General features: G+C 57.3%; 15 protein-coding genes. 10 read left to right on the top strand and 5 right to left on the bottom strand.

Translation table 11 applies throughout. The features are described from left to right. Nucleotides 1-33 precede the first annotated feature (33 nt). Nucleotides 34-753 carry a hypothetical protein gene (locus tag M4951_RS03360; protein ID WP_262025073.1) on the top strand — a complete coding sequence of 240 codons (720 nt, stop codon included), beginning with the start codon at nucleotides 34-36 and terminating at the stop codon, nucleotides 751-753. A 257-nt stretch (nucleotides 754-1,010) separates the two neighbouring features. On the opposite strand, the gene M4951_RS03355 is transcribed toward M4951_RS03360, so the two are convergent. Then, complete coding sequence (locus tag M4951_RS03355; RefSeq protein WP_262025072.1) at nucleotides 1,011-2,189, bottom strand: sulfotransferase family protein; 1,179 nt, start codon at nucleotides 2,187-2,189, stop codon at nucleotides 1,011-1,013. Between the two features lie 270 nt (nucleotides 2,190-2,459). Here M4951_RS03355 and flhA point away from each other — a divergent pair, with 270 nt between their 5' ends. Genes flhA through M4951_RS03340 form a run of 3 tightly spaced genes read left to right on the top strand, consistent with a single transcriptional unit; the run spans nucleotide 2,460 to nucleotide 6,611 of the window. Continuing rightward, nucleotides 2,460-4,535, top strand: coding sequence for a flagellar biosynthesis protein FlhA (gene flhA, locus M4951_RS03350; RefSeq protein WP_262026891.1), 2,076 nt, complete (start codon nucleotides 2,460-2,462; stop codon nucleotides 4,533-4,535). Between the two features lie 8 nt (nucleotides 4,536-4,543). Beyond that, nucleotides 4,544-5,722 carry a flagellar biosynthesis protein FlhF gene (flhF, locus tag M4951_RS03345; RefSeq protein WP_262025071.1) on the top strand — a complete coding sequence of 393 codons (1,179 nt, stop codon included), beginning with the start codon at nucleotides 4,544-4,546 and terminating at the stop codon, nucleotides 5,720-5,722. 31 nt (nucleotides 5,723-5,753) lie between these two features. Continuing rightward, a complete protein-coding gene (locus M4951_RS03340) occupies nucleotides 5,754-6,611 on the top strand; it encodes a MinD/ParA family protein (protein ID WP_262025070.1) in 858 nt (285 codons plus the stop codon). 10 nt (nucleotides 6,612-6,621) lie between these two features. Here the strand turns inward: M4951_RS03340 and M4951_RS03335 are convergent, their stop codons facing one another. After that, nucleotides 6,622-6,810, bottom strand: a complete 189-nt coding sequence (locus tag M4951_RS03335; protein ID WP_262025069.1) for a hypothetical protein — start codon at nucleotides 6,808-6,810, stop codon at nucleotides 6,622-6,624. Between M4951_RS03335 and M4951_RS03330 the strand changes: the two genes are divergently transcribed. The 3 genes from M4951_RS03330 (at nucleotide 6,800) to M4951_RS03320 (ending at nucleotide 9,840) form a co-directional block, all read left to right on the top strand. Further along, the gene (locus M4951_RS03330) at nucleotides 6,800-7,066 is read left to right on the top strand and encodes a hypothetical protein (RefSeq protein ID WP_262025068.1); all 267 of its coding nucleotides are present in this window, start codon (nucleotides 6,800-6,802) and stop codon (nucleotides 7,064-7,066) included. The genes M4951_RS03335 and M4951_RS03330 overlap by 11 nt on opposite strands. A 182-nt stretch (nucleotides 7,067-7,248) precedes the next feature. Next, nucleotides 7,249-8,034: a FliA/WhiG family RNA polymerase sigma factor gene (locus M4951_RS03325; RefSeq protein WP_002651114.1), complete on the top strand. Its 786-nt coding sequence runs from the start codon at nucleotides 7,249-7,251 to the stop codon at nucleotides 8,032-8,034. A gap of 165 nt (nucleotides 8,035-8,199) precedes the next feature. Then, complete coding sequence (locus tag M4951_RS03320; RefSeq protein WP_262025067.1) at nucleotides 8,200-9,840, top strand: sensor histidine kinase; 1,641 nt, start codon at nucleotides 8,200-8,202, stop codon at nucleotides 9,838-9,840. Between the two features lie 385 nt (nucleotides 9,841-10,225). Here the strand turns inward: M4951_RS03320 and M4951_RS03315 are convergent, their stop codons facing one another. Together M4951_RS03315 and M4951_RS03310 are read right to left on the bottom strand one after the other, a co-directional pair. Further along, nucleotides 10,226-11,242 (bottom strand): YheT family hydrolase, encoded by a 1,017-nt coding sequence (locus tag M4951_RS03315; protein ID WP_262025066.1) that lies wholly within the window; start codon nucleotides 11,240-11,242, stop codon nucleotides 10,226-10,228. After that, the gene (locus M4951_RS03310) at nucleotides 11,239-13,122 is read right to left on the bottom strand and encodes a sigma 54-interacting transcriptional regulator (RefSeq protein ID WP_262025065.1); all 1,884 of its coding nucleotides are present in this window, start codon (nucleotides 13,120-13,122) and stop codon (nucleotides 11,239-11,241) included. Before M4951_RS03310 ends, M4951_RS03315 begins: the two co-directional genes overlap by 4 nt. 306 nt (nucleotides 13,123-13,428) lie before the next feature. On the opposite strand from M4951_RS03310, the gene M4951_RS03305 reads away from it, so the two are divergent. The 3 genes from M4951_RS03305 (at nucleotide 13,429) to M4951_RS03295 (ending at nucleotide 18,918) form a co-directional block, all read left to right on the top strand. After that, nucleotides 13,429-15,510 carry a carboxy terminal-processing peptidase gene (locus tag M4951_RS03305; protein WP_262025064.1) on the top strand — a complete coding sequence of 694 codons (2,082 nt, stop codon included), beginning with the start codon at nucleotides 13,429-13,431 and terminating at the stop codon, nucleotides 15,508-15,510. Between the two features lie 654 nt (nucleotides 15,511-16,164). Further along, a complete protein-coding gene (locus tag M4951_RS03300; RefSeq protein WP_262025063.1) occupies nucleotides 16,165-17,160 on the top strand; it encodes an SHD1 domain-containing protein in 996 nt (331 codons plus the stop codon). Between the two features lie 399 nt (nucleotides 17,161-17,559). After that, nucleotides 17,560-18,918: an AAA family ATPase gene (locus M4951_RS03295; RefSeq protein WP_262025062.1), complete on the top strand. Its 1,359-nt coding sequence runs from the start codon at nucleotides 17,560-17,562 to the stop codon at nucleotides 18,916-18,918. A gap of 330 nt (nucleotides 18,919-19,248) precedes the next feature. On the opposite strand, the gene M4951_RS03290 is transcribed toward M4951_RS03295, so the two are convergent. Beyond that, nucleotides 19,249-20,094, bottom strand: coding sequence for an Fpg/Nei family DNA glycosylase (locus M4951_RS03290; protein WP_262025061.1), 846 nt, complete (start codon nucleotides 20,092-20,094; stop codon nucleotides 19,249-19,251). Nucleotides 20,095-20,196 lie beyond the last annotated feature (102 nt).

Here is a 20,196-nt window from a genome sequence, read left to right as displayed (position 1 = left end):
AAAACGAAAAGGCCTTCGCCACGGAGAACCAAAATGCGACGCTCGATACTGCTTGCACTTTCCGCCGCTATCACGATCCCGGCGATCGCCGCCGCTCAATCGCCGCGGCCCGATCGTTTTCATCAGGTCTCTCCGCAATACGTACAGCCGATCTCGCAGAATATTGTGACGGCCAAGCCGGTCGGCACTTCGCTCGGTTCGACCGCCGCTCCGTGGTACGAGCAAGGACCGCTGCAAACCTCCAACTCGGCCCCCAGCGAAGTGCAGCGAACGATGTTCTACGCCAGCGAGTCGCAGTCGTCTTCCAGTAACGGCAACGCGGCCGACTATGCTCCTTCCCTGGCGCCGGTTCCGCAAAACCAACAGGCTCCGCCCAACTACGTGCCGCCGCGCGTGGTGACGCAAGCTCCGTCGACCAGCTACGCCGCACCAGCGCCGTCGACAACCACCTATTCAGCGCCGGTTCCGACCAATCCCGGCGTTCGCCCGGCCGTTTGCTATTCGCCGGCTCCATCGGTTGCACCGGCGAGCTACTCGGCGCCTGCACCGATTATCACGACGCAGTCGCCGGTGATTACCGGTCCGACCGTCGTGACTCCGCCGCCGGTTCGATTCAATACGACCTACCGTCCGATCTTGCCGGTTGCCGGCATCCCCGCCGATTTCAGCGTCGGCCAAGGCTTGTACGGCCAGCCCAAGGTTTACGTCGACAACCAGCCGGTACGCAATTTCTTCCGATACATGCTGCCGTAACGCGACATTTCCCCAATTCCCAGGAGGGCGAAGCCGATGGATTTCTCCGGTCCATCGGCTTCGGTTTTTTCTTGGGCGTCACTTGCACCAGGTTAGCTGCAAGAAGCATTGGCGCCAGGCAAGCAGTTCGTGTTGCCGCTACTACATCAAACGATAGCACGATCGCCGGTTGAAGACCGACCTCGGCATGATGCTTCTTGCCGACTTCGTCGGCCCCGATAGCAGAGCTATCGCGGCTAACCCTATCACCTCCGCTTTCAGCTTTCCGCTTTCGGCTTTTCTTCCCCCAACGTTCCATCCGCCGCATAGCCGTAGCGCTCGAAGTATTGACTCCAACGGCGATAGATTTCGGCGGCCAGATCGTCTTCCATCTGGTGCTTGTTGCGCTGGAACGAGCGACTCTCGGCGGTCGCTGCTTCCATTTGTGGGCGAACCTGCTCGAAGTCTCCCAGCCCGAGGGCGACGTAGATCTTTTCTAGTTCGCCCACCGGATCGGCCACGATATCTTCGTACCGCGTTTCAACCAGGCGATCGGCGCCCAGTTTGTGGACATCGCGAAAATAGCCTCCATACATCCGATCGAAGCAATCAAAGATGTACTGGCGATACTGGGGGTTTTTCGGATGTTGGAACGCCTGAATTTCGTCCATCGTTTGCCACAGTCGCTCGGTCGAGGCAAAGACTTCCAGCGGATTGCGGGCAATATGAATGAACTTGGCGTCGGGATACATCTCCGCCAAGAGACCGATCCGGCCGGTATGCGTCGGCGATTTCAGGATGATCGGCTTGTCGCGTTGGACGGTGATCATACGGACGAACAGATCGAGCGTTTCACGCCACTTGGCGAGATCGGCCTCGTCGATTCCTTCCATATCTAAGAACTCGGTCCCTTCGGCGGGATGGTCGGGAAACGCCATGCGGTAGTAAGGAGAAGGCGCTCCCAGAGAGAGCAACGCAAACTCATCTTCCTGCGGCTTGCTCCAACCGACCTTCATGTTGTCCATCGGTCGCGTGCTGGGCATGATGAAATTGAACCAGCGACTGACGAAGTCTCCCATCAACAGAAACTCGCAGGGGCCAAAGCACTGCATGGTGGTTGGCGACGTATAAGCTTCGTCCAGCGACATCAACTCATGGAGGAAGGTCGTTCCGCTGCGCCAGTGCCCGACGATAAAGACCATCGGCGTATGGGGAGTCGCTGCGGCGATTTTCTTGCCGTACAGTGCTAGCTGCGCGCGGTAGGCCAGACTGTTGAACATGGTGAACGGCGTCACCAGCACCGCCATGCCGATGCGCAGCGGATGCAATGCGAAACGATGTCTCGCTAGCAACCGCATCCAGGGACGAAATCGCATCCCATGCCAAATGCGCGGGCTATACCAAGGATAGGCGTTCGCCTTCTGTTTGCGGGGCGGTTTCGCGGCGGGATCGGTCAACGGTCAGTCCTAAGCAGCAAGCGGAAGCGAGTCGGAAACCATCTATCCTAGCCGAAATTTCTGCTTTCGCGCTGGGGGCATTTCTGACCGACCAGGGCAATTTCCCGAGCAAGTCGCCATTGACACGATAAACATAGCAGCGTCAACGACTTTGCTCGCTTGATCGGCCTGGACTCGAACTTCCGATTTCAGTAGTTTTCGCCCCACTTCACGCGGAGTCCCGCTCCGCGGCGCTCCCTTTGTCCTTTTACTGACTGACTGATTGACGTGCTGCCAGCTTTGGAACGAATTCGAGATCTGATTTTGCCGGTCGGCATTATCGCCAGCGTGCTGGTGATTTTGGTGCCGCTGCCGAATTGGCTCATGAACTTGTTGCTAACGGCCAATATCACGGCCGGCGTGATCATTCTGCTGACGACGATCTATGTGCAGACGCCGCTGGAGTTCAACGTCTTTCCATCGCTGCTGTTAGCGACGACGCTCGCCCGCTTGGTGTTGAACGTCGCGACGACCCGTTTGATTTTGACCAAAGCGGCCGAAGATGGGATGGACGCGGCCGGCGGCGTGATCGAAAGCTTCGGCGAATTTGTCGCGGGCGATAAAATAGCAGTCGGCATCATTATCTTTATTATCATCATCGTGATTCAGTTCATGGTGATTACCAAAGGCGCTACGCGTATCAGTGAAGTCGCCGCCCGGTTCGCCTTGGACGGCATGCCTGGTCGCCAGATGGCGATCGACGCCGACTTGAACGCCGGGATCATTGACGAACACGAAGCCCAAGCACGCCGCAGCGAGATCACGCAGCAGGCCGACTTTTTTGGGGCGATGGACGGCGCCAGTAAGTTTGTGCGCGGCGACGCGATCGCCGGCATCATCATTACGTTAATCAATATCGTCGGCGGATTCATCATCGGCCTCCAAGCCGGCATGAGCCTGGCCGAAGCGGCCGAAGTTTATACGAAGCTGACGATCGGCGACGGACTGGTCAGCCAAGTGCCTGCGTTTTTGATTTCGCTGGCGGCTGGTTTGCTGGTCACGCGTAGTAGCCAAAAGACCAACTTGCCGCTTGAGTTCGTCCAGCAGTTGTTGTCACGGCCGCCGGCCTTGATCGTCTCCGGCGCGTTCCTCGGACTGCTTGTCTTCACCGGTTTGCCGACGATCCCCCTGCTGACCTTGTGCGGCGGCTGTTTGGGGATCGCCTTCTTCATTAAGAAGCAAGACCGCCAAGACGAAGCTGACAAGAAGACGGCCGAAACCAAGAAACAAGATCAAGAGAAAGCGGCCAAAAAAGAAGATCGCATCGAGGACTATCTCTCGATCGATCCGATGGAGATGGAATTGGGAGTCGGGCTGGTTCGCCTGGCGGCGCCCGATCGCGGCGGCGATTTGCTGCATCGCGTTACCGGCGTTCGTCAGAATGTCGCCACCGAAGTTGGGATCATCCTGCCGAAGGTGCGCATCCGCGACAACATGCGGCTGAACGAAAACCAGTACCGCATCAAGATCACCAACAATACCGTCGCCGAGAATACGATCTATCCCGATCGTCTGCTGGCGATCACCGGTCCCAACTCGCAAGGCAACTTGCCCGGCGAGCCGACGCGTGACCCGGCCTATAACCAACCGGCCGTCTGGATCGAACCTGGTTTGCGTCCGCAAGCCGAGATGCTCGGCTATACGATCGTAGAACCGTCGTCCGTCTTGGCCACGCACTTGCAGCGAGTCGCCAAGAAGCATGCCGACGAGTTGCTGACGCGCGACGCGACCAAACATTTGCTGGACGATTTGAAACTTGAATCGCCGGCCGTTGTAGACGAGTTGATCCCCGGCGTCATGAAGCTGGGCGACGTGCAAGCGGTGCTGCATAACCTGCTGCGAGAAGAAGTGCCGATTCGTCAACTAGCGATCATCTTAGAAACGCTCGGCGATCACGCCGGACGAACCAAAGACGCGATCTGGTTGACCGAATTTGTTCGCCACCGTTTGGCGCGAACTATTTGCACCAAGTATCGCGACCGCGAGAACAAGATGTTTGTCGTGCCGTTGGATCCGGCGATGCAGGATCGAATCGCCGCCGGCATCGACACCGAACGTGGACCTTACGCTCGCATGTCGCCGCAAGCGATCGAGCTGACCTGCCGTGCGGTCGCCGCCGGAATCGAGAAGCTGCTCGCCGTCGGCAAGCCGCCGATCGTGCTGGTCAACCCGCAGATTCGCCCTGCACTCAAACAACTCACCATGAATCACATTCCTGATTTGATTGTGCTCAGCCACAACGAAGTCACCCGCGATACGCTGATCGAATCGGTCGGCATCATCAGCGACATCGTGCCGGGTAAATAGACATCACCATGGACATCAAAACATTTCGCGCGAAATCGATGCCGGAAGCGCTCGAGCTCATTCGAAAAGAGCTGGGGCCTGACGCCGCCGTTTTGCATACCCGACTCGCGCCCCGGCGCGGAATCGCGGGCCTGTTCGGTGGTCGCGAAATTGAACTAGCCGCCTCGGCCAGCGTGCCGGTGAAGAGCCGCTTCAATATGGAAGCGCTGACGGAAGAAACGAAGCAGCCAATTCACGAAGAGTTCTTCAAGCAGCGTTTTGAGCAGGAACATTCTGCCGACGCTCCTGCAGAAACGCCGCAACATCCGGCCGACGCCGAAGATCACACGCAACGTTTGGCGGAGGGGCTGGTCGACGATCAGGGCGAATCGATCCTGGACGCTTTGACCAACTACGCCGGCGGCTCGCTACGAAGTTACTCGCCGGTCGTCGCTCGCTTGTACGACGAGCTGATCGCGGCGGAAGTCGCTCCCCAAATCGCTTCCCAACTGGCGGATCACCTGGAAGAAATCGCCGCCGTCACGCACGAGCGTGATTTGCGCCAGCGACTGCATCAAATCATCGCCGCGACCTTTCGGATTGGGAGCGACTTGGAAGATCCGCGTCGCGGCCCGCTTCGCATTGCGTTGGTCGGTCCGACCGGCGTCGGCAAGACGACGACGATCGCCAAACTGGCGGCCCGCGCCAAATTTACGCAAAAGCTGCGCGTCGGTCTGATCACGATTGACACCTATCGGATCGCCGCGGTCGATCAACTGCAGGCCTACGCCGAGATCATGGATCTGCCGATGCAGGTCGTTTCGTCTCCCAGCGAGATGCGCGACGCCGTCGATCATTTGGCTGGTTGCGATCGCATTTTTATTGATACCGCCGGACGCAGCCCGCGAGACGCCGTGCAACTGCAACAGTTGCAATCGGTGCTGCGAGCCGCCGAAACCGACGTTCGTTACTTGCTGCTGTCAGCGACCACCGGCAATCGTTCGCTGCAAGAAGCGGAACGCCGTTTCGCGTCGATTGACCCCACGGCGTTGATCGCCACCAAACTGGATGAAGTGGAAACGCTGGGAGCGCTGTTTAACCTGATCAACCGTACGACGCTGCCGATCAGCTATGTCACGCACGGGCAAGACGTGCCGCATTCGATCGCCGTCGCAGCGGCGGATGAACTCGCCCAACAACTGATTTAACCCCCCTGGGCCACTCCCGATTACGACCCCTATGGACCGTCACTTTCCTGACCAGGCTTCGTTACTACGAATGCTCGCGCGTCAAAACTCGAAATCCGCGACTACGCATAACGTACCGCTCGCCGTGATCTACGGCGCTGAGCGTTGCGTTGGCGTGACGACGCTTTGCCTGAATGTGGGCGCTGCGATCGCAGAATCGGGACGTCGCGTGGTGATCGTCGATCTTGATTTCGAGAGCGACGGACTGGCGCAGCTATGCGGACAAGGGGCTGTCGCTTCCATTAGTGATCTCGCCCATTCGCGAGTCGACTTGCACGAAACATTATTACCCAGCGTCCATGGCGCCTTGGTGTTGCCGACGCTTGCCGAAACCGGCTCGCTCCATGCGATCCAACCCCCATCGCTACAGCGTTTGACCGATCAATTGCAGCGTCTGGGTCGACATGCGGACGTCGTGTTGATCGACGCCGGCAGCCGCCCTACTCCGCTCACCGAGATTTTGTGGCGCCGCGCCGAACATTTCATTCTCACCGCTTGTTCGGCGCGCAGCTCATTGACGGCCGGGTACGGGGCGGTGCGACACTTGTTAGAGTCGGCGCCGCGAGCGAACTTTGGACTGCTGCTAAACCGGGTATCGGCGGCGCAGCCGGAAGAACCAATCATCGAAGGCTTTAATCGCGTCTGTCAGCGTCATGCTGGCGCCGCCGCGATTGGAGTCGGCGCCGTGCGCCATGCGTTAGAAGTCGGCGCAGCTCAAGCTTCGTGCGACGCGTTTAGCGTTCGCTATCCGCAATCGGCGGTAGCCGGCGACCTGGCGAACATCGCCAAGCGAATAACGTCGCTTGTATTTGACGCATCCACCGTACAACTTTATCGCCGCGCGGCGTAGTAAAGAAAGGCTAGCACTGACATGACAGCACGCCTTGCCGCAACGCGAGTTTTTTTGACGACTTCGCTTCAATCGGAAAATTCGGCTGAATATCAAAGTAGACGACGCCGATACCTAGATGTAACGCCGCATAGAAATGCGGCGGATTGGACTCGCGAATCACGTCAACAGAATAGACCGAACGCAAGATGGCGCGCAACTACGCGGGCGTCCTGGGCCTTATCGCATTCATCACAGTCATGGTGCGTGGATTCCTTGACTTTGGTGGGATCGAATCGACCCTTCAAATCGCGTGCGTTGCACTGGCATTATTTGCGGCCACAGGCTGGTTTATCGGCGGCGCTGCGGAGCGTATTGTTGACGAATCGGTTCGCGAGCGAGTCAACCAAGAGCTGGACAAATTGCAACGCGAGTTGCAAACGGAGAGCGACAGCTCTGGAAAAGCGGCGGCGTAAATTCGCTTCCACGTCCACTGCGGAGGGACGCGGCGAAGGAGCGCCAACCGACGGTTTTGAGCAATCATGCCGGCGTAGGTTTTGCGGCTTGACCGCTGTAAAACGCGGGTCCTGAAGGATTCAGGCGAAACGAGAAGGATCTCACGAAACGTAGCCATTGACGGCGTTTCACGGAGGATTGCATGGCGACAACCACAGCAGTCGACGACATTGCGGAAGTCTGGAAGTCCTACAAGGAAGACCAGACGCGTAAGGAATTACGCAACCGTCTTGTTGAGCGATATCTGCCGCTGGTGAAATACAACGGCGAAAGAATTTGGGCTCGCTTACCGGAAGGGGTCGAACTTGACGACCTGATTTCGGCGGGAGTCTTTGGCTTGATGGACGCGATCGACGCGTTCGACATGTCGCGCGGCGTGAAGTTCGAAACGTATTGCGTACCGCGTATTCGCGGCGCCATGCTTGACGAACTTCGCACCATGGACTGGGTTCCTCGTTTGGTGCGCTCGAAAGCGAGCAAGCTGAACGAAGCGAACAAACAGCTCGAAGCGAAGTTCGGACGACAGCCGACCGAAATTGAATTGTCCGCCCACATGGGCATGAGCGTAAAAGAACTGGAGAAAATGATCTCCGACGCGAATGCCGTAGGGCTCATCAGTCTCAACAAAAAATGGTATGAGACTGACAGCTATAAAGATGTCCGCGAGATTGATATTCTCGAAGATATCAAAGGGGAAGATCCCACACGTCGGATTCAAAAAAACGATCTGATGCGTTTGGTCACCAAAGGCCTGAACCGCAACGAACGCCTCATCATCATTCTCTACTACTATGAAGAGTTGACGATGAAGGAAATCGGAGCGACCCTCGACCTGAGCGAAAGTCGCGTGAGCCAGATGCACAGCAGCATCGTGCAACGTCTGCAATCGCAACTAGGCCGTCGTCGACCTGAATTCGGCGTCGTTTAAAGCTTCCCCCGCTAAACGGTAAAAACCAGCAACGCTTCCGGCGACGGAAGCGTTTTTTTTCTGCGCTATCGGACTCCCCCATTTAGCCATACAATAACAAACGATTGGGGCGACGCCGGCGGAGGCGGGGCTCGAAATCTACTTTGTCGGTTTGGGCTTTTTTCGATGGACCAGCAGTCAGCCAAACCTGAAGAATCGGCGGCCCCCAAGTTGCGTCTCGACCGGTACGGTTGGGGCGTATTCGCTGGCTTCTTGCTCTTCGCGCTGATCGCGGCCTGGTTCACCTGGCGCTATCAAGAGAGTCGCCGGACGATTCTCTTTTTGGAATACCAACGATCGATCGAAAATGCGATCCAAGGCCAGTTTGACGATATCCGCAGCGCCGCCGATCGCGCTCAAACGCTCTTCGTCTCCAGCCAAGTGGTCGAGAAAAGCGAATGGGACATCTTCGTCTCGCGGATGCGCCAATCCGAAAAATACGACGTCGTCGATGAGCTCTTTTTCGTCGATCAAAGCTCCCCCGCAAAAGATGGCCTCTGGCGCATTGTGCTCGCCGAACCGAATGGCAAACTGGCGGGCATCGAAGGAGATTCGATTGCCGGAAATCAACCATTCGCCGAGACGCTTGACAGCGCAATCCGGACGCGCGAACTGACAATTAACGTCATCTCAAGCGACGTTCAATTTCCTCTGACCGGGCCTGGGCTGGTCGCCTGCTTTCCCGTTTCGCCGGCTGTCACCGATGGCGACGTTCATCTTGCCGGATGCGTCGTCGCCTATTCGTCCGAAAAATCGATTGAACGCAAGATCGCCGAAAAGCTGCCGCCGCATTTCGGCGTGCATGTCGTCGCCCAAGGCAACGCTTCGGCTGGCCTCGAGATCCTTCGGCTGCCGAAAGGCCGCCATATGCACAATTGCGCGCGGCATTTCGACGCCATGATCCGATTCGACGACTTGCCGATGACCGTCACGTTCGAAGCGAGTCAAAGCTTCGCTTCGGAAGGTCTCTACACGGCGCCGGCGATCGTCTTCACCGGACTGCTTGTACTCGGACTCGTCTGCGGAGTGATCATTTCGTACATCATCGATAGTCGCCGCGCCGTTGAATCGCTGCTCAAGCAAGTCGAAAGCCGCAACGCCGAGTTGGAACGCTTCACCTATACCGTTTCGCACGATCTTAAAAGTCCGCTGATTACCATTCGTGGTTTTGTCGGCGCTCTGAAACAAGACTTAACACGCGGCGATCAGACCGCGATTCACGAAGACATGGACTTTATCGCCAGCGGCTGCGCCTCGATGAGCAGCTTGCTGGACGACTTGCTCGAACTTTCTCGCATTGGTCGCGTCGTCAATCCGACCGAAAAGTGCCATGCCGACGTCTTGGTCCAAGACGCGATCCGCTTTTTGGACCTGCAGTCCGCAGAGCGCGGAATCGATTTGAAAGTCTACGGCGAACCGGTCGAGTTGGAAGGGGATCGCGTTCGCCTGGTCGAAGCGATTCAAAACCTACTTGATAACGCCGCCAAATTCGCGAATCCAGAATCGCCAAAAATTCGCGTCAACTGGATCACCGCCGGCAATCGGCTGCGCATGACCTTTACTGACAACGGACCGGGAGTTCCCCCCGCGTTTCATGAGAAGGTGTTCGGCCTGTTCGAGAAGCTCGATCCCAAATCAGACGGCACCGGCATCGGGCTGGCGATCGTGCGGCGAATCATCGAACATCACCATGGCCGAATCTACATGGAACCCGCTAATGCGGGCGCTCGGTTTATTGTGGAGTTGCCGCTGCGCCAGCCAAGCTGAATCAACCGAAAATCATTACACCAGCCAGAGGCGCAAGCCGATGGAATGCGGCTGACTGCTTCGATCCATCCTTGAATCGCCGAACGATTTCCCCCCGCTGGCGCATTTTGAAGTTGCGCTATTTCCCTGGTTGGCCGCGATAGCTCCGCTATCCGCGGCGGCGCAGCCGTAAGAGGCATTGGTTCCCGGTATGCAGTTCGGGGCCATTACGCCATTTCAAACGGCGCGGCGACCACCGCAATAGGTCCGACCGCGGCTCGATGCTTCCTACCGACTTCGTCGGCCCCGATAGCGGAGCTATCCGGGCCAACCGGAATCTGTTCGGCCAAATAGCGCAACCTCAAAACTTGCACAGCTGGCTACGAAGAAAATCAAGCAACACTCGCTAAACCGTCGCCCGCTGCATCAATTCCCCCACCCAATCAGCGACGCGCCAGTCCATCCAGCGGCGATCGGAAGTAACATTGCGCGGCGCCAAGAAGCCCAGATGTCCGCCGTGACTGGTCGTTTCTAACGTAATGAGCGGAGAAAAGGGGAATTTGTCGAAAATCGCCCGCGGCACGATCGGATCGTCGGCGGCCGTCAAAATGTGGGTCGGCATTGCAATGTTCGCCAACAGCGGACCGGAGCTTGCCTTTTCGTAGTATTCATTGACGCTGCCAAACCCGGCCATCGGCGCCGTGTAGTCGCGATCAAATTCGACAATTCGTCGTGGTCGCTGCGAAAAGCGGAACATGGTGGAAAGATCGTCGTAGTCTCGTTGCAGTTCGACGCGGCGAATCAAACGGCGGACAAAATCGCGATCATAGAGACGATTCAGGCCGCGGCTCATATTCTCGCAGCAATGCGCCAAATCGATCGGCGGCGCCACCGAGAAAACCGAATCCAACCCGCCGCAAGAACCGGCGCCGACTTCGCCGGCCAGCTTCAGCACCACATTCCCCCCCAGCGAAAAGCCGATCGCCGTACAAGCAGATCCAGGGCAAAGCGACGCGATAAACTGAACGGCGGCTCTGGCGTCGTCACTGCACCCGGCGTGAAACGGCTTTCTCGCGAGTTTCGCCCCGGCGCCGCAGCCGCGCAAATCCATCCGAAAGGATCGCACCCCCAAGGCGTTCAGCTTGCCGGCGATCCGGACCAGATAGGGGCTCGAGTGGCAACCTCCCAGACCGTGGATCAGCAGCGCCGTCCGATCGCCGGCGTTCCAGCCGGTAGGGCGATCGTCATGCAAGACGACCTGATCCCCATCGTCCAGGGTGACGAGATGCGGCTGAGCGGCGTACGGAGCGGACGGACCGCGCCAATAAGCGCCCAAAATCGTTTGCACGTGAGGGCCGCGCAGAAAGGGATGCGGGCGGTAGCCGCTTGGCCGGCTTTTCAGATCGTCGATCGAACTAATCATCGTTTGATGTTGTACTCGTCCAGTTTTCGATACAACGTGGCGCGACTAACGCCGAGCAACTTGATCGTTTCCGATACATTGCCGCCGGTGCGCTCCATCGCTTCTTCGATTAGTTTCTTTTCCCAGAAGTCAAAACGCAAGGACTCAGGCTCACCCAATCCGGCGTCTCTCAGGCCAAGATCGCGTGGTTCGATCATCGCTGAGTCGGCCAAAACCACCGCACTGTCCATGACATTGCGTAACTGGCGAACATTTCCTGGCCATTGATAATTCAACAATTTTTTCTTCGCGGCGTCCGAAAGCATGAGTTCTGGGCGACCATGTTGACGTTTGAAGTGATCGAGAAAGTGGTTCGCCAAGGTTTCGATATCTTCGCCCCGCTCGCGCAGCGGCGGAATATAGAGCTCGAAGACGCAGAGCCGATAGTACAAATCTTCGCGAAACCGCTTTTCCCGGACGAACTCGGCCAAATCACGGTTGGTCGCGGCGATCAGGCGAACGTCGACGCTCACCTCTTTCGTCGCGCCCAGCGGCAAAAAGGGGTGCCCTTCTAAGATCCGCAGCAGCTTCGCCTGACCGTCGAGCGTCATCTCGCCCACTTCGTCCAAAAAGAGCGTGCCGCCGTCCGCTTGCTGAAAAAAGCCGACATGATCGGCGTCCGCTCCGGTAAACGCCCCCTTCTTATGGCCGAACAATTGGCTTTCGATCAGCGATTCGGGCAGCGCCGCGCAATTGACGCTCAGCATGGGACGATCGCTGCGGCTCGACGTTTTGTGCAGCGCCCGTGCGACCAACTCTTTGCCGGCGCCGCTCTCGCCGCGCACCATCACGGCGCCCCCGGCTTTTGCGATGCGGGCAATCTTTTGCTTCAGTTCGACCATCGGCCGGCTCTCGCCGATCAGCTCGTCAAACGCCGCCGATTGCTGCACGAGACGCTCGTAGCCGGCCTGCAATTTGGTCAGCTCCCAAGCTCGCGAGAGGGCGATGACCAGGATGTTGGCCAGCGAGATGGTGAAATCGAGGTCGTTCTGTAGAAAGCGCTCTTGTTCACGATACAGGTGGATCGTTCCCAGCGTCTGCTTCTTGTGGATCAGGGGAACGCAAATCGCGTCGGCAAAGTGTTTCAGCCGTGTCGTCTCGTCCTGGCTCGCTTCGTTGGCGATCCAAACGGCGTGCCCTTGCTGACAAACCATCGCGGTCAGCGATTCGCTCAGCTTAAACGCATCTTCGACATCCTCTGGAAGCTGGCGTTTCAATTTCAACTTGCCATCTTCGGTCAGCCAATGAAAACCGACGACCGCCGCTTTTGAGTGATCTTTCAACAGATCGAGCGCCGTCCGAATAATGACGTCCGGATCGTCGCTTCCCAGCAGCTTGATCGCAAACTGGTAAAGCAAAATCAGCCGCTGCGCCTGTTTGTAATCTTTCAGCTCGCGCAGCGCGACAAGATTGGTGTCTTGCGGATCGACCGGCAGATCGCGAACGATCGTTTGGGTCATGTTGTTCGCATCCGAATCGTACGATGTCGGAGGCTGACTGCTGCTGTTGAAATTGAACTCGGTCGCGCCCACTCGCAGGCGCCCCCCGTCAAACAGCTTCCCCTCGGCAATCCGCTGGTCATCCAGATAGCAGCCGTTGCGGCTCTCGCAATCTTTGACCCACCAGACGCCTTCTTTTTGAAAAATCGCGGCATGAACCCTCGAACAGAGGGGATCTGTCAGCGTAATATGGCATTCCAGACCGCGGCCGATAAGATTTTCGGCGTCGGCATCCAGCGCAAAATTGGTGCCGGGTCCGGTGCCGGAAAGTAACTTTAGGTAACTGTAGTTCGCCATATCGTTCCGCTCGGTTGGGGAGCCGCCGAGAGAGGGCTTTCGCATTTAAATCAATAGCTTTCCTTATCTTACGTCAAACCGGCCTGCCGTCGCCAGCCGCAATAGGGGGTTGGGCGGCCTGTTTTCGCAGGTTCGCAAAAAGGGCCGCAAGAAAAACTTGCCGCGCGCAACTATCCCACGTAAAAATTGGAAACATCACACCGGCGCCCCGGTTAAATCAGGCAAACCACGCTGGCTTGAGTGACGTAGACCCTGTAGATAGGATCGGTTATAACCCCGTCCCAGCCCCACATTTGGCCCTCTTCGCCACTCCAACAACCACTCATAAAAATTCAACTGTAAGGGATTGGCATGCACCCAACGACCGTTACCCGGAATAGTTGGCGTCGCCCTGGCGCTTTGCGCGTCTTGACGTTCGCGTCGTTTCTTTTCTCCGCAATCTTTGTCTGCTTGCCGGATCAGTCTTCGGCTCAGCTCGCTCCAAAAGTCAGCGAGCGCCGCGTCGCCTTCGCCGTGACGCAGCTCATGAAAAAGGATCATTTATCGAATCATCCGATTGACGACGAAATGTCGCAGCGGGCCTTCGATCAATTTCTGAAGACGCTTGATCCGCTCAAACTCTACTTCTATCAAAGCGACGTCGACGAATTTGCCGCCAACCGTGACAAGTTGGACGACATGGTCAACGCCGGCGACGTCAGCTTCTCGCGCACCGTCTTTGACCGCTTCCTGAAGCGGGTCAACGAACGGGTTGCGATGGTCGATCGCGTGCTCGCGGCCGATCTCGACTTCGAGAAGAAGGAAATGTTCATCACCGACGCCGACAAGGTCCAATACCCGAAAAACGAAGCAGAAGCGTACGATCGCTGGCGTCAACGCGTGAAGTACGACATTCTGTCAGAAAAGGCGGACGACAAGACGCCGGAAGAAGCGCAAAAAAAGATCCATCGCCGTTACGAGAGCTTCGCTCATCGGATGTCGCAAACCAGCCCTGACGAACTGCTGGAAATGTTTCTGACGTCGATGACCTCGTCGTTCGATCCGCACACCACTTACATGTCGCCGTCGACGTTGGAGAACTTCAACATCAGCATGCGACTGCAGCTGGACGGCATCGGCGCCGCTCTCTTGTCGGAAGATGGCGTCGTCAAAGTGACCAAGGTCATCCCCGGCGGAGCGGCCGACAAACATGGCAAGATTCATCCGGAAGACACCATCGTCAGCGTCGGCCAAGGCGAAAACGGCGAGATGATGGACGTGGTCGACATGAAGCTGAACGACGTGGTCGACATGATCCGCGGCAAAGCAGGCACCATCGTCCGTCTCGGCGTGAAAGAAAAAGGAACCGGCGAAACGGTCATCTACAACGTGACCCGCGCCAAAATTGAACTGAAAGATAGTGAAGCCCGCGGCGAAGTCATCGATCACAAGACCGACGACGGCCGCACGCTGCGAGTCGGCTGGATCGACCTGCCGAGCTTCTACATGGACATGGACGCCGCTCGCCGCGGTTTGGGCGACTTCAAAAGCACCACCCGCGACGTTCGTAAATTGCTGGATGATTTCAACGACCAAGAAGTCCAAGCAGTCGTCCTTGACCTGCGTCGCAACGGCGGCGGCAGCTTGACCGAAGCGATCAACCTGACCGGTTTGTTTATCGATCAAGGTCCGGTCGTGCAGGTCAAAGACTCCAGCGGCAACATCCAAGCCTACGACGACACCGATCGCGGCATGGTCTGGAAAGGCCCGTTGGTTGTTTTGACCAGCAAGCTGAGCGCCAGCGCCAGTGAAATTTTGGCCGGCGCCATCCAAGACTACAAACGCGGCATCATCGTCGGCGATCAAGCGACCCACGGCAAAGGGACCGTGCAAAGCTTGCTCGACCTGGGAAGCCAACTCTTCCCGGTGCCGAACCCGCCGAACTATGGCGCCTTGAAGATCACGATGCAGCAGTTCTATCGCCCCAACGGCGAAAGCACGCAACGTCGCGGCGTTGAAGCCGACGTCGTCTTGCCGTGGATCACCACCCACATGGACATCGGCGAAGGGGATCTCGACTATGCGATCGCTTGGGACAAAATCCCGCAAGCTAAGTACACGTTGTACAACATGGTCGACCCCAACTTGCTGAAGCAATTGCAGACCGACGTCGACAATCGCATCGCCAAGTCGGAAGACTTCCAGAAGGTCAACAAAAACATTGAACGCTACGTCGTGCAGAAGAACCGCAAAGCGGTCAATCTGAACGAAGTCGAATACCTGGCCGAGCGTAAAGAGCTCGACAAGGAAAAGACCGAAGAGGAGACGTTCAAGGAAGACGCCGACAACGTCGACGAAGTGGTGAAGAAAGACTTCTACTTCGACGAAGTGATCGACGTCACCAGCGACTACGTCAAACTACTAGAACAAGGCCGCGTCGCCGCTCGACAGTAGTGGACCGACGCAGTACTTAAAAAAATCCAGAAAGCCCGCGTGAACCCCACGCGGGCTTTTTTTATGTCATGCAGCACAAACAAAAGTCGTCACACTAGAGCGGTTTCCTGCTTGCTGACCCATTTTGATTTTCCAACGATGGAAAGTGAAGACGGTGCTGCGCGGCACGTATCGACATCAGCCGCACGGCGTTAGCCGCGGTTTCTGACAGGAACTCTTTGTCGACGGAAAATTGGAGACAAAAACCGCGGCTAACGCCGTGCGGCTGATTTTGGGGGAGAAGCTAGACGACAGGGGACTCTTTGTTCAGCTTGCTGAAAAGCGCTCTAGCCCGCCAGCGCCAGCGAGCGACGGTGTTAATTGTCAAGCGGATTCTAAATTCGCATTCCAAGCTTTTCCTTCTTTGACCATGACGTTAAGGATGGTGATTAGCTTGCGCATGGCGGCTACGAGGGGGACCATTTTGGGTTTGCCGGCGTCGACCAGTTTGCGATTGAACGTTTTGATTTTCGGGTTGCAGCGTATGGCCGCGAGCAGCGGGCATGATCAATGCCCCTCGCCTCCCTTCCTGACTCGGAGATTTTTATGCTTTACAAGCCCGCGCTTCGCCACCAATAATGGGAGCTTTGCCCCACCCGCCAGAGAGGTTAAGTAATGCGGCTTTTTATCATTATTATCCTCCTCTTCATGTCGTCCGCCGTCGCTAGCGCGCAAGACTTCAACTACGAACTGATCAGCGCCCCTGAGACGACGGCGATAGCGACCGAAAGTGATGCTGATAGCGTCTATCGAACGTTGTGGAAACTTGTCGCGGCAGAAGCGGACCGCCGAGAACTTGACCCCGGCGTCCGACACTATTTAGAGGTTTCCTTTCGAGATTGGGAACTCAGTTTCCGAGAATGCTCACGACGCCTAAAGACCGGCAACGTCAATCCTGATGACGAAGATCGCCAAGCCCAACGCCGCCCCCAGAAAAAGCGACGTGATCAGGAGGATTTGAGCAGCAAGGAATTAGAACATCAAGAATTGGTGCGACAATCCGCCCGCAGCAGTTTGGAGAACTTGATCAACAAACCGCATTTCAAGAATACTTCTATGGATGGCGAAATCGGCCGCGTCGATTGCGTGGGCGAAGTGCTGCAGGTAGTCGACGGCCAAAACCTCTTGGTATTCCTTCGGTTTAGCGGGGGGACGGAAGCGTTGACCTGGATCTCTGGCGTCGACAGTTCGCGCATGACCGACGATATGCTCTTGCCGCCTGGTTACTTCACCGAAACGCTCTGGCGCATCAAAGGCCCCCGGCAATACACGACGTCGCGCGGGGCGACAAACAAGGTGTTGGAATACGCAAATTATCCCTTGCAGATGAATTTGGTCCGCAAGCAAAGCGATTTGTTTCACTTCGGCCGTCACCTGCACTTGCTGCAGAAATATTCCGAGTCCAAATACGCAGAGGATCAGGCAAGATTAGTCCATGAACAGAACACGAGAGAATGGCGCGACGTGAGCGGCAAGTTCTCGATCGTCGCAACCTTCCGCAGCGTTATCGGCGAGAACGTGAAACTGATCAAAGAAGATGGAAGCGAGATTCTGGTCCTGCTAGAAAAGCTGAGCGAAGCGGACCGAGCATGGATTTCGAATCGGAAGTAACTGGTCCTGCCCAAGCGAGAACAGCGGGGCTCGATTCTAAGGCCAGTAACGCAAGATGGGTAAAGCCAAACCGCGAACGTTTCGACCATCTTCCCTCCACACGATCGGTTGGCGCAACCCACCAGAATTGTCAATCAATTGGATCACATCGGTGGGTTGCGCAAGCTGTAATGTGGTTCGAAATTGGTGACGGAAATCGCTTGCTTCACCCACCCTACATTAGTATACTAATGTACAGTTACGGCGATTTTCTTCGTTCACCGATGCGTGTAGGAGGCGTCGGTTTCTTCTGCGGGGGCGATTTCGGCGGGTGGATTGGGCCGAGCGCTGAAGTTTTTTTAGACGCCGCATGCGGTAGTGGTATCGCGATGCGCGCATTGAACAAGGGGAAAAACTCTCATGCAAGTTGCCGACACTCCTCAACCGCTCGCCAACGACAACACTTTCACCGAACTGACCTGTGCCCAACTTATAAGTGAACAACCGCCGCAGGCCTGGTTGTTGCCGGGGATGCTGCAGCAGCATGAGCCAGCGGTGATTGTCGGGCCGAGCAAAAGCATGAAGACCTCGCTCGCCGTCGATTTGTGCGGCGCGCTGGCGAGCGGCGGCAAGTTTCTCGGTCAGTTCGCCGCCGATCGGGCGTTTCGCGTCGGCTTTGTCGGGGGCGCCGCCGCGCGGGGCGCGTTGACCGATCTTGCGCAGCGGTGGAGTGCGGCGGCGGAAGTCGACTTTGCGGCGCTCGACACGCTGGTTTGGTCGCTCAACGTAGCCGATCTGTCGGATCCCGCCAATTTGCAGCGGCTGAAAGACTGGATCGTGCGCCATCAGTTAGAGGTGGTGTTGATTGACGTCGCCGACCTGACGACCACTTCGCGCCGCGCCCAAGCGGCGCAGCTCCGTGAGTTGGTTGGCTGTTGTCTGGAGTTCGGCGCGACGCCGATCGTCTGTTGTCCGACGCGAAAAGAGTTGCCGCCGCGGGCGCTGGGCGCCGCCGATCTGGCGAACGCCGCGTGCAATGCCGTCGCCCGGCAATGGCTCTTGGTCAATCGTCGACAAGCGTTTGAGCCAGGGAGCGGGCGACATCCGTTATGGCTGACGCTCGGCGGCAGCGCGGGGCAAAGCAGTCTGTGGGGCGTCGACGTGGATGAAGGACAAGCCTGCGACAAGTGGGAAGTGCTGCTGCGCGACGTGCCGTCGATCGCCGAAGAAACGGCCCAGTTGGCCGCCAAGACGCAGATGGAGCATTTGCGGTGGAAACTGCGGGGCGTCATGTCGCAAATCGACCCGGCTCAGGCGACCAAGTTGAAAATCCGCGAGAAGAGCGGGATGAGCGGAACGAAGTTCGGCTTGACCTGGCAGTATCTGGTCGATGCCGGCGAAATTCGACTCGCTTCTTCAAATCACGATCCCCACATGCGACATGCGGAGCCCCGCTATCGCCTGGTGGATCTCGCGGAATTGAACGATCCCGATGCGGCCGAGTTCGACCCGCTCAACGAAACCTTCCTCACCTTCACAACCGCCGAATTATTGGGCAACGCCGAAAAAGCAGCGCCGCCAAGTCCACTCCAGCAGACCGACCAGCCGAGTTGCTCGCGCGGCGATCACCTGCGGGCGCCTGAAAAAAGGTTACGCGAGAGTCCACTCGAAAAAACATCACTGTCGAGTCCACTCGAAAATAAATCGCCTCCGAGTCGAGTCCACTCGGGCAAGCCGCCGCGCAAGCGCCGCGTGAAAACCCGCAAACGACGAAAGTGAGAGATTGAACACCAGCCCGCAGCGCAAGCCAAGGGAATGCGTAGCGCTGCGTCGAACACGCAACCACCGGGCAACAAGCCCGCCAAGCGGGGTTTTGATTTTTTTGGCGTCGCCTACCACATTCCCACGGCTCGCGCCTTTTGAGGTTGCGCTATTTGGCAATGAACCGGATGACAATTCTGTAGAGTGTGTCCAGACGCACCGGAAGCTGCCCAGTCGGCGTCCATTTCATCCGCGTGGCAACGCAACTTTCCAGCGCGATTGCGTGATCACGCGAGAACAATTCGACGATGGTTAGCAGGACGTGGTGCGTCTCGACGCACTCTACGATTACAACTTTGGTTTTTGACACCGTTCACAATAAAAGGTCGCTCGCTGCGCCTGTACGATTCGTATCACTTCCTGCTTCCCGCAAGTGCGGCAGAGCTCTCCTTCGCGACCATACACGCGATGGCAGTTTTGATAACCGCCGTCCTTGTTCAGCGCGTTGCGATAGGTGCCGTCGCCGAGGGTCGAACCTTCGTACCGAATCGCTTCTTGCAGTACGTCGACCATCGCCGCGTGGATTCGTTTCCAAGCGGCGGTCGACAGGGCGTCACAAGGAGTTTCGGGATGAACCTTGGCGACATGCAACAGTTCGGCGGCGTAGAGATTGCCGACGCCGCAGACTCCCTTCTGGTCGAGCAGCGCCACTTTGATCGCGCGGCGGCTTTTCGCCAAGCGATCTCGCAACTCTTGCCAACGGATCACCAGGGCGTCGGGACCTACTTTTCCACTCGTGGTGAATTCGGCGACAAATTCGCGTTCCGAAAAAAGTCGCACCGATCCGAGCCCGCGACGATCCCAGAACCAAACTTTTTTGACATCGCAACCGGCCAGCGACATTTCCCAGCGCAGATGTTCTCGCGTGGGGGGATCGGCCACCAGCACCAGCCCGGTCATCCGCGGTTCCAGCACGATGCGGTCTCCCCCGGTGAGCACGATCACCACCCGTTTGCCGACGCGATCGATCGCTGTGACCTTGCGATCGACGGTCCGGCGGCGAAATGCGGCGATCCCCGGCGCCAGCAAAATGGGGCGGCGAGCGCACGGCGGCTTGGCGATATCGGTCACTTTGCCGCCGACGATCGAGAGAATCCCGCGGCGCATCGTTTCGACTTCAGGCAGTTCTGGCATTGTTATCTTGGTGGGAAAACGAAGTTTCCAGAGAATCAAGTATTCTAGCCGGGGACTGGCAAGGAATGTGGACGAAACCAACGCTTGACGCTTCGTATCTTT

Origin of the sequence: Blastopirellula sp. J2-11, assembly GCF_024584705.1 — a bacterium.
GTDB lineage: Bacteria > Planctomycetota > Planctomycetia > Pirellulales > Pirellulaceae > Blastopirellula.
The sequence above is the reverse complement of the archived record's forward strand: the minus strand, read 5'-3'. Positions and strand labels throughout refer to the sequence as shown.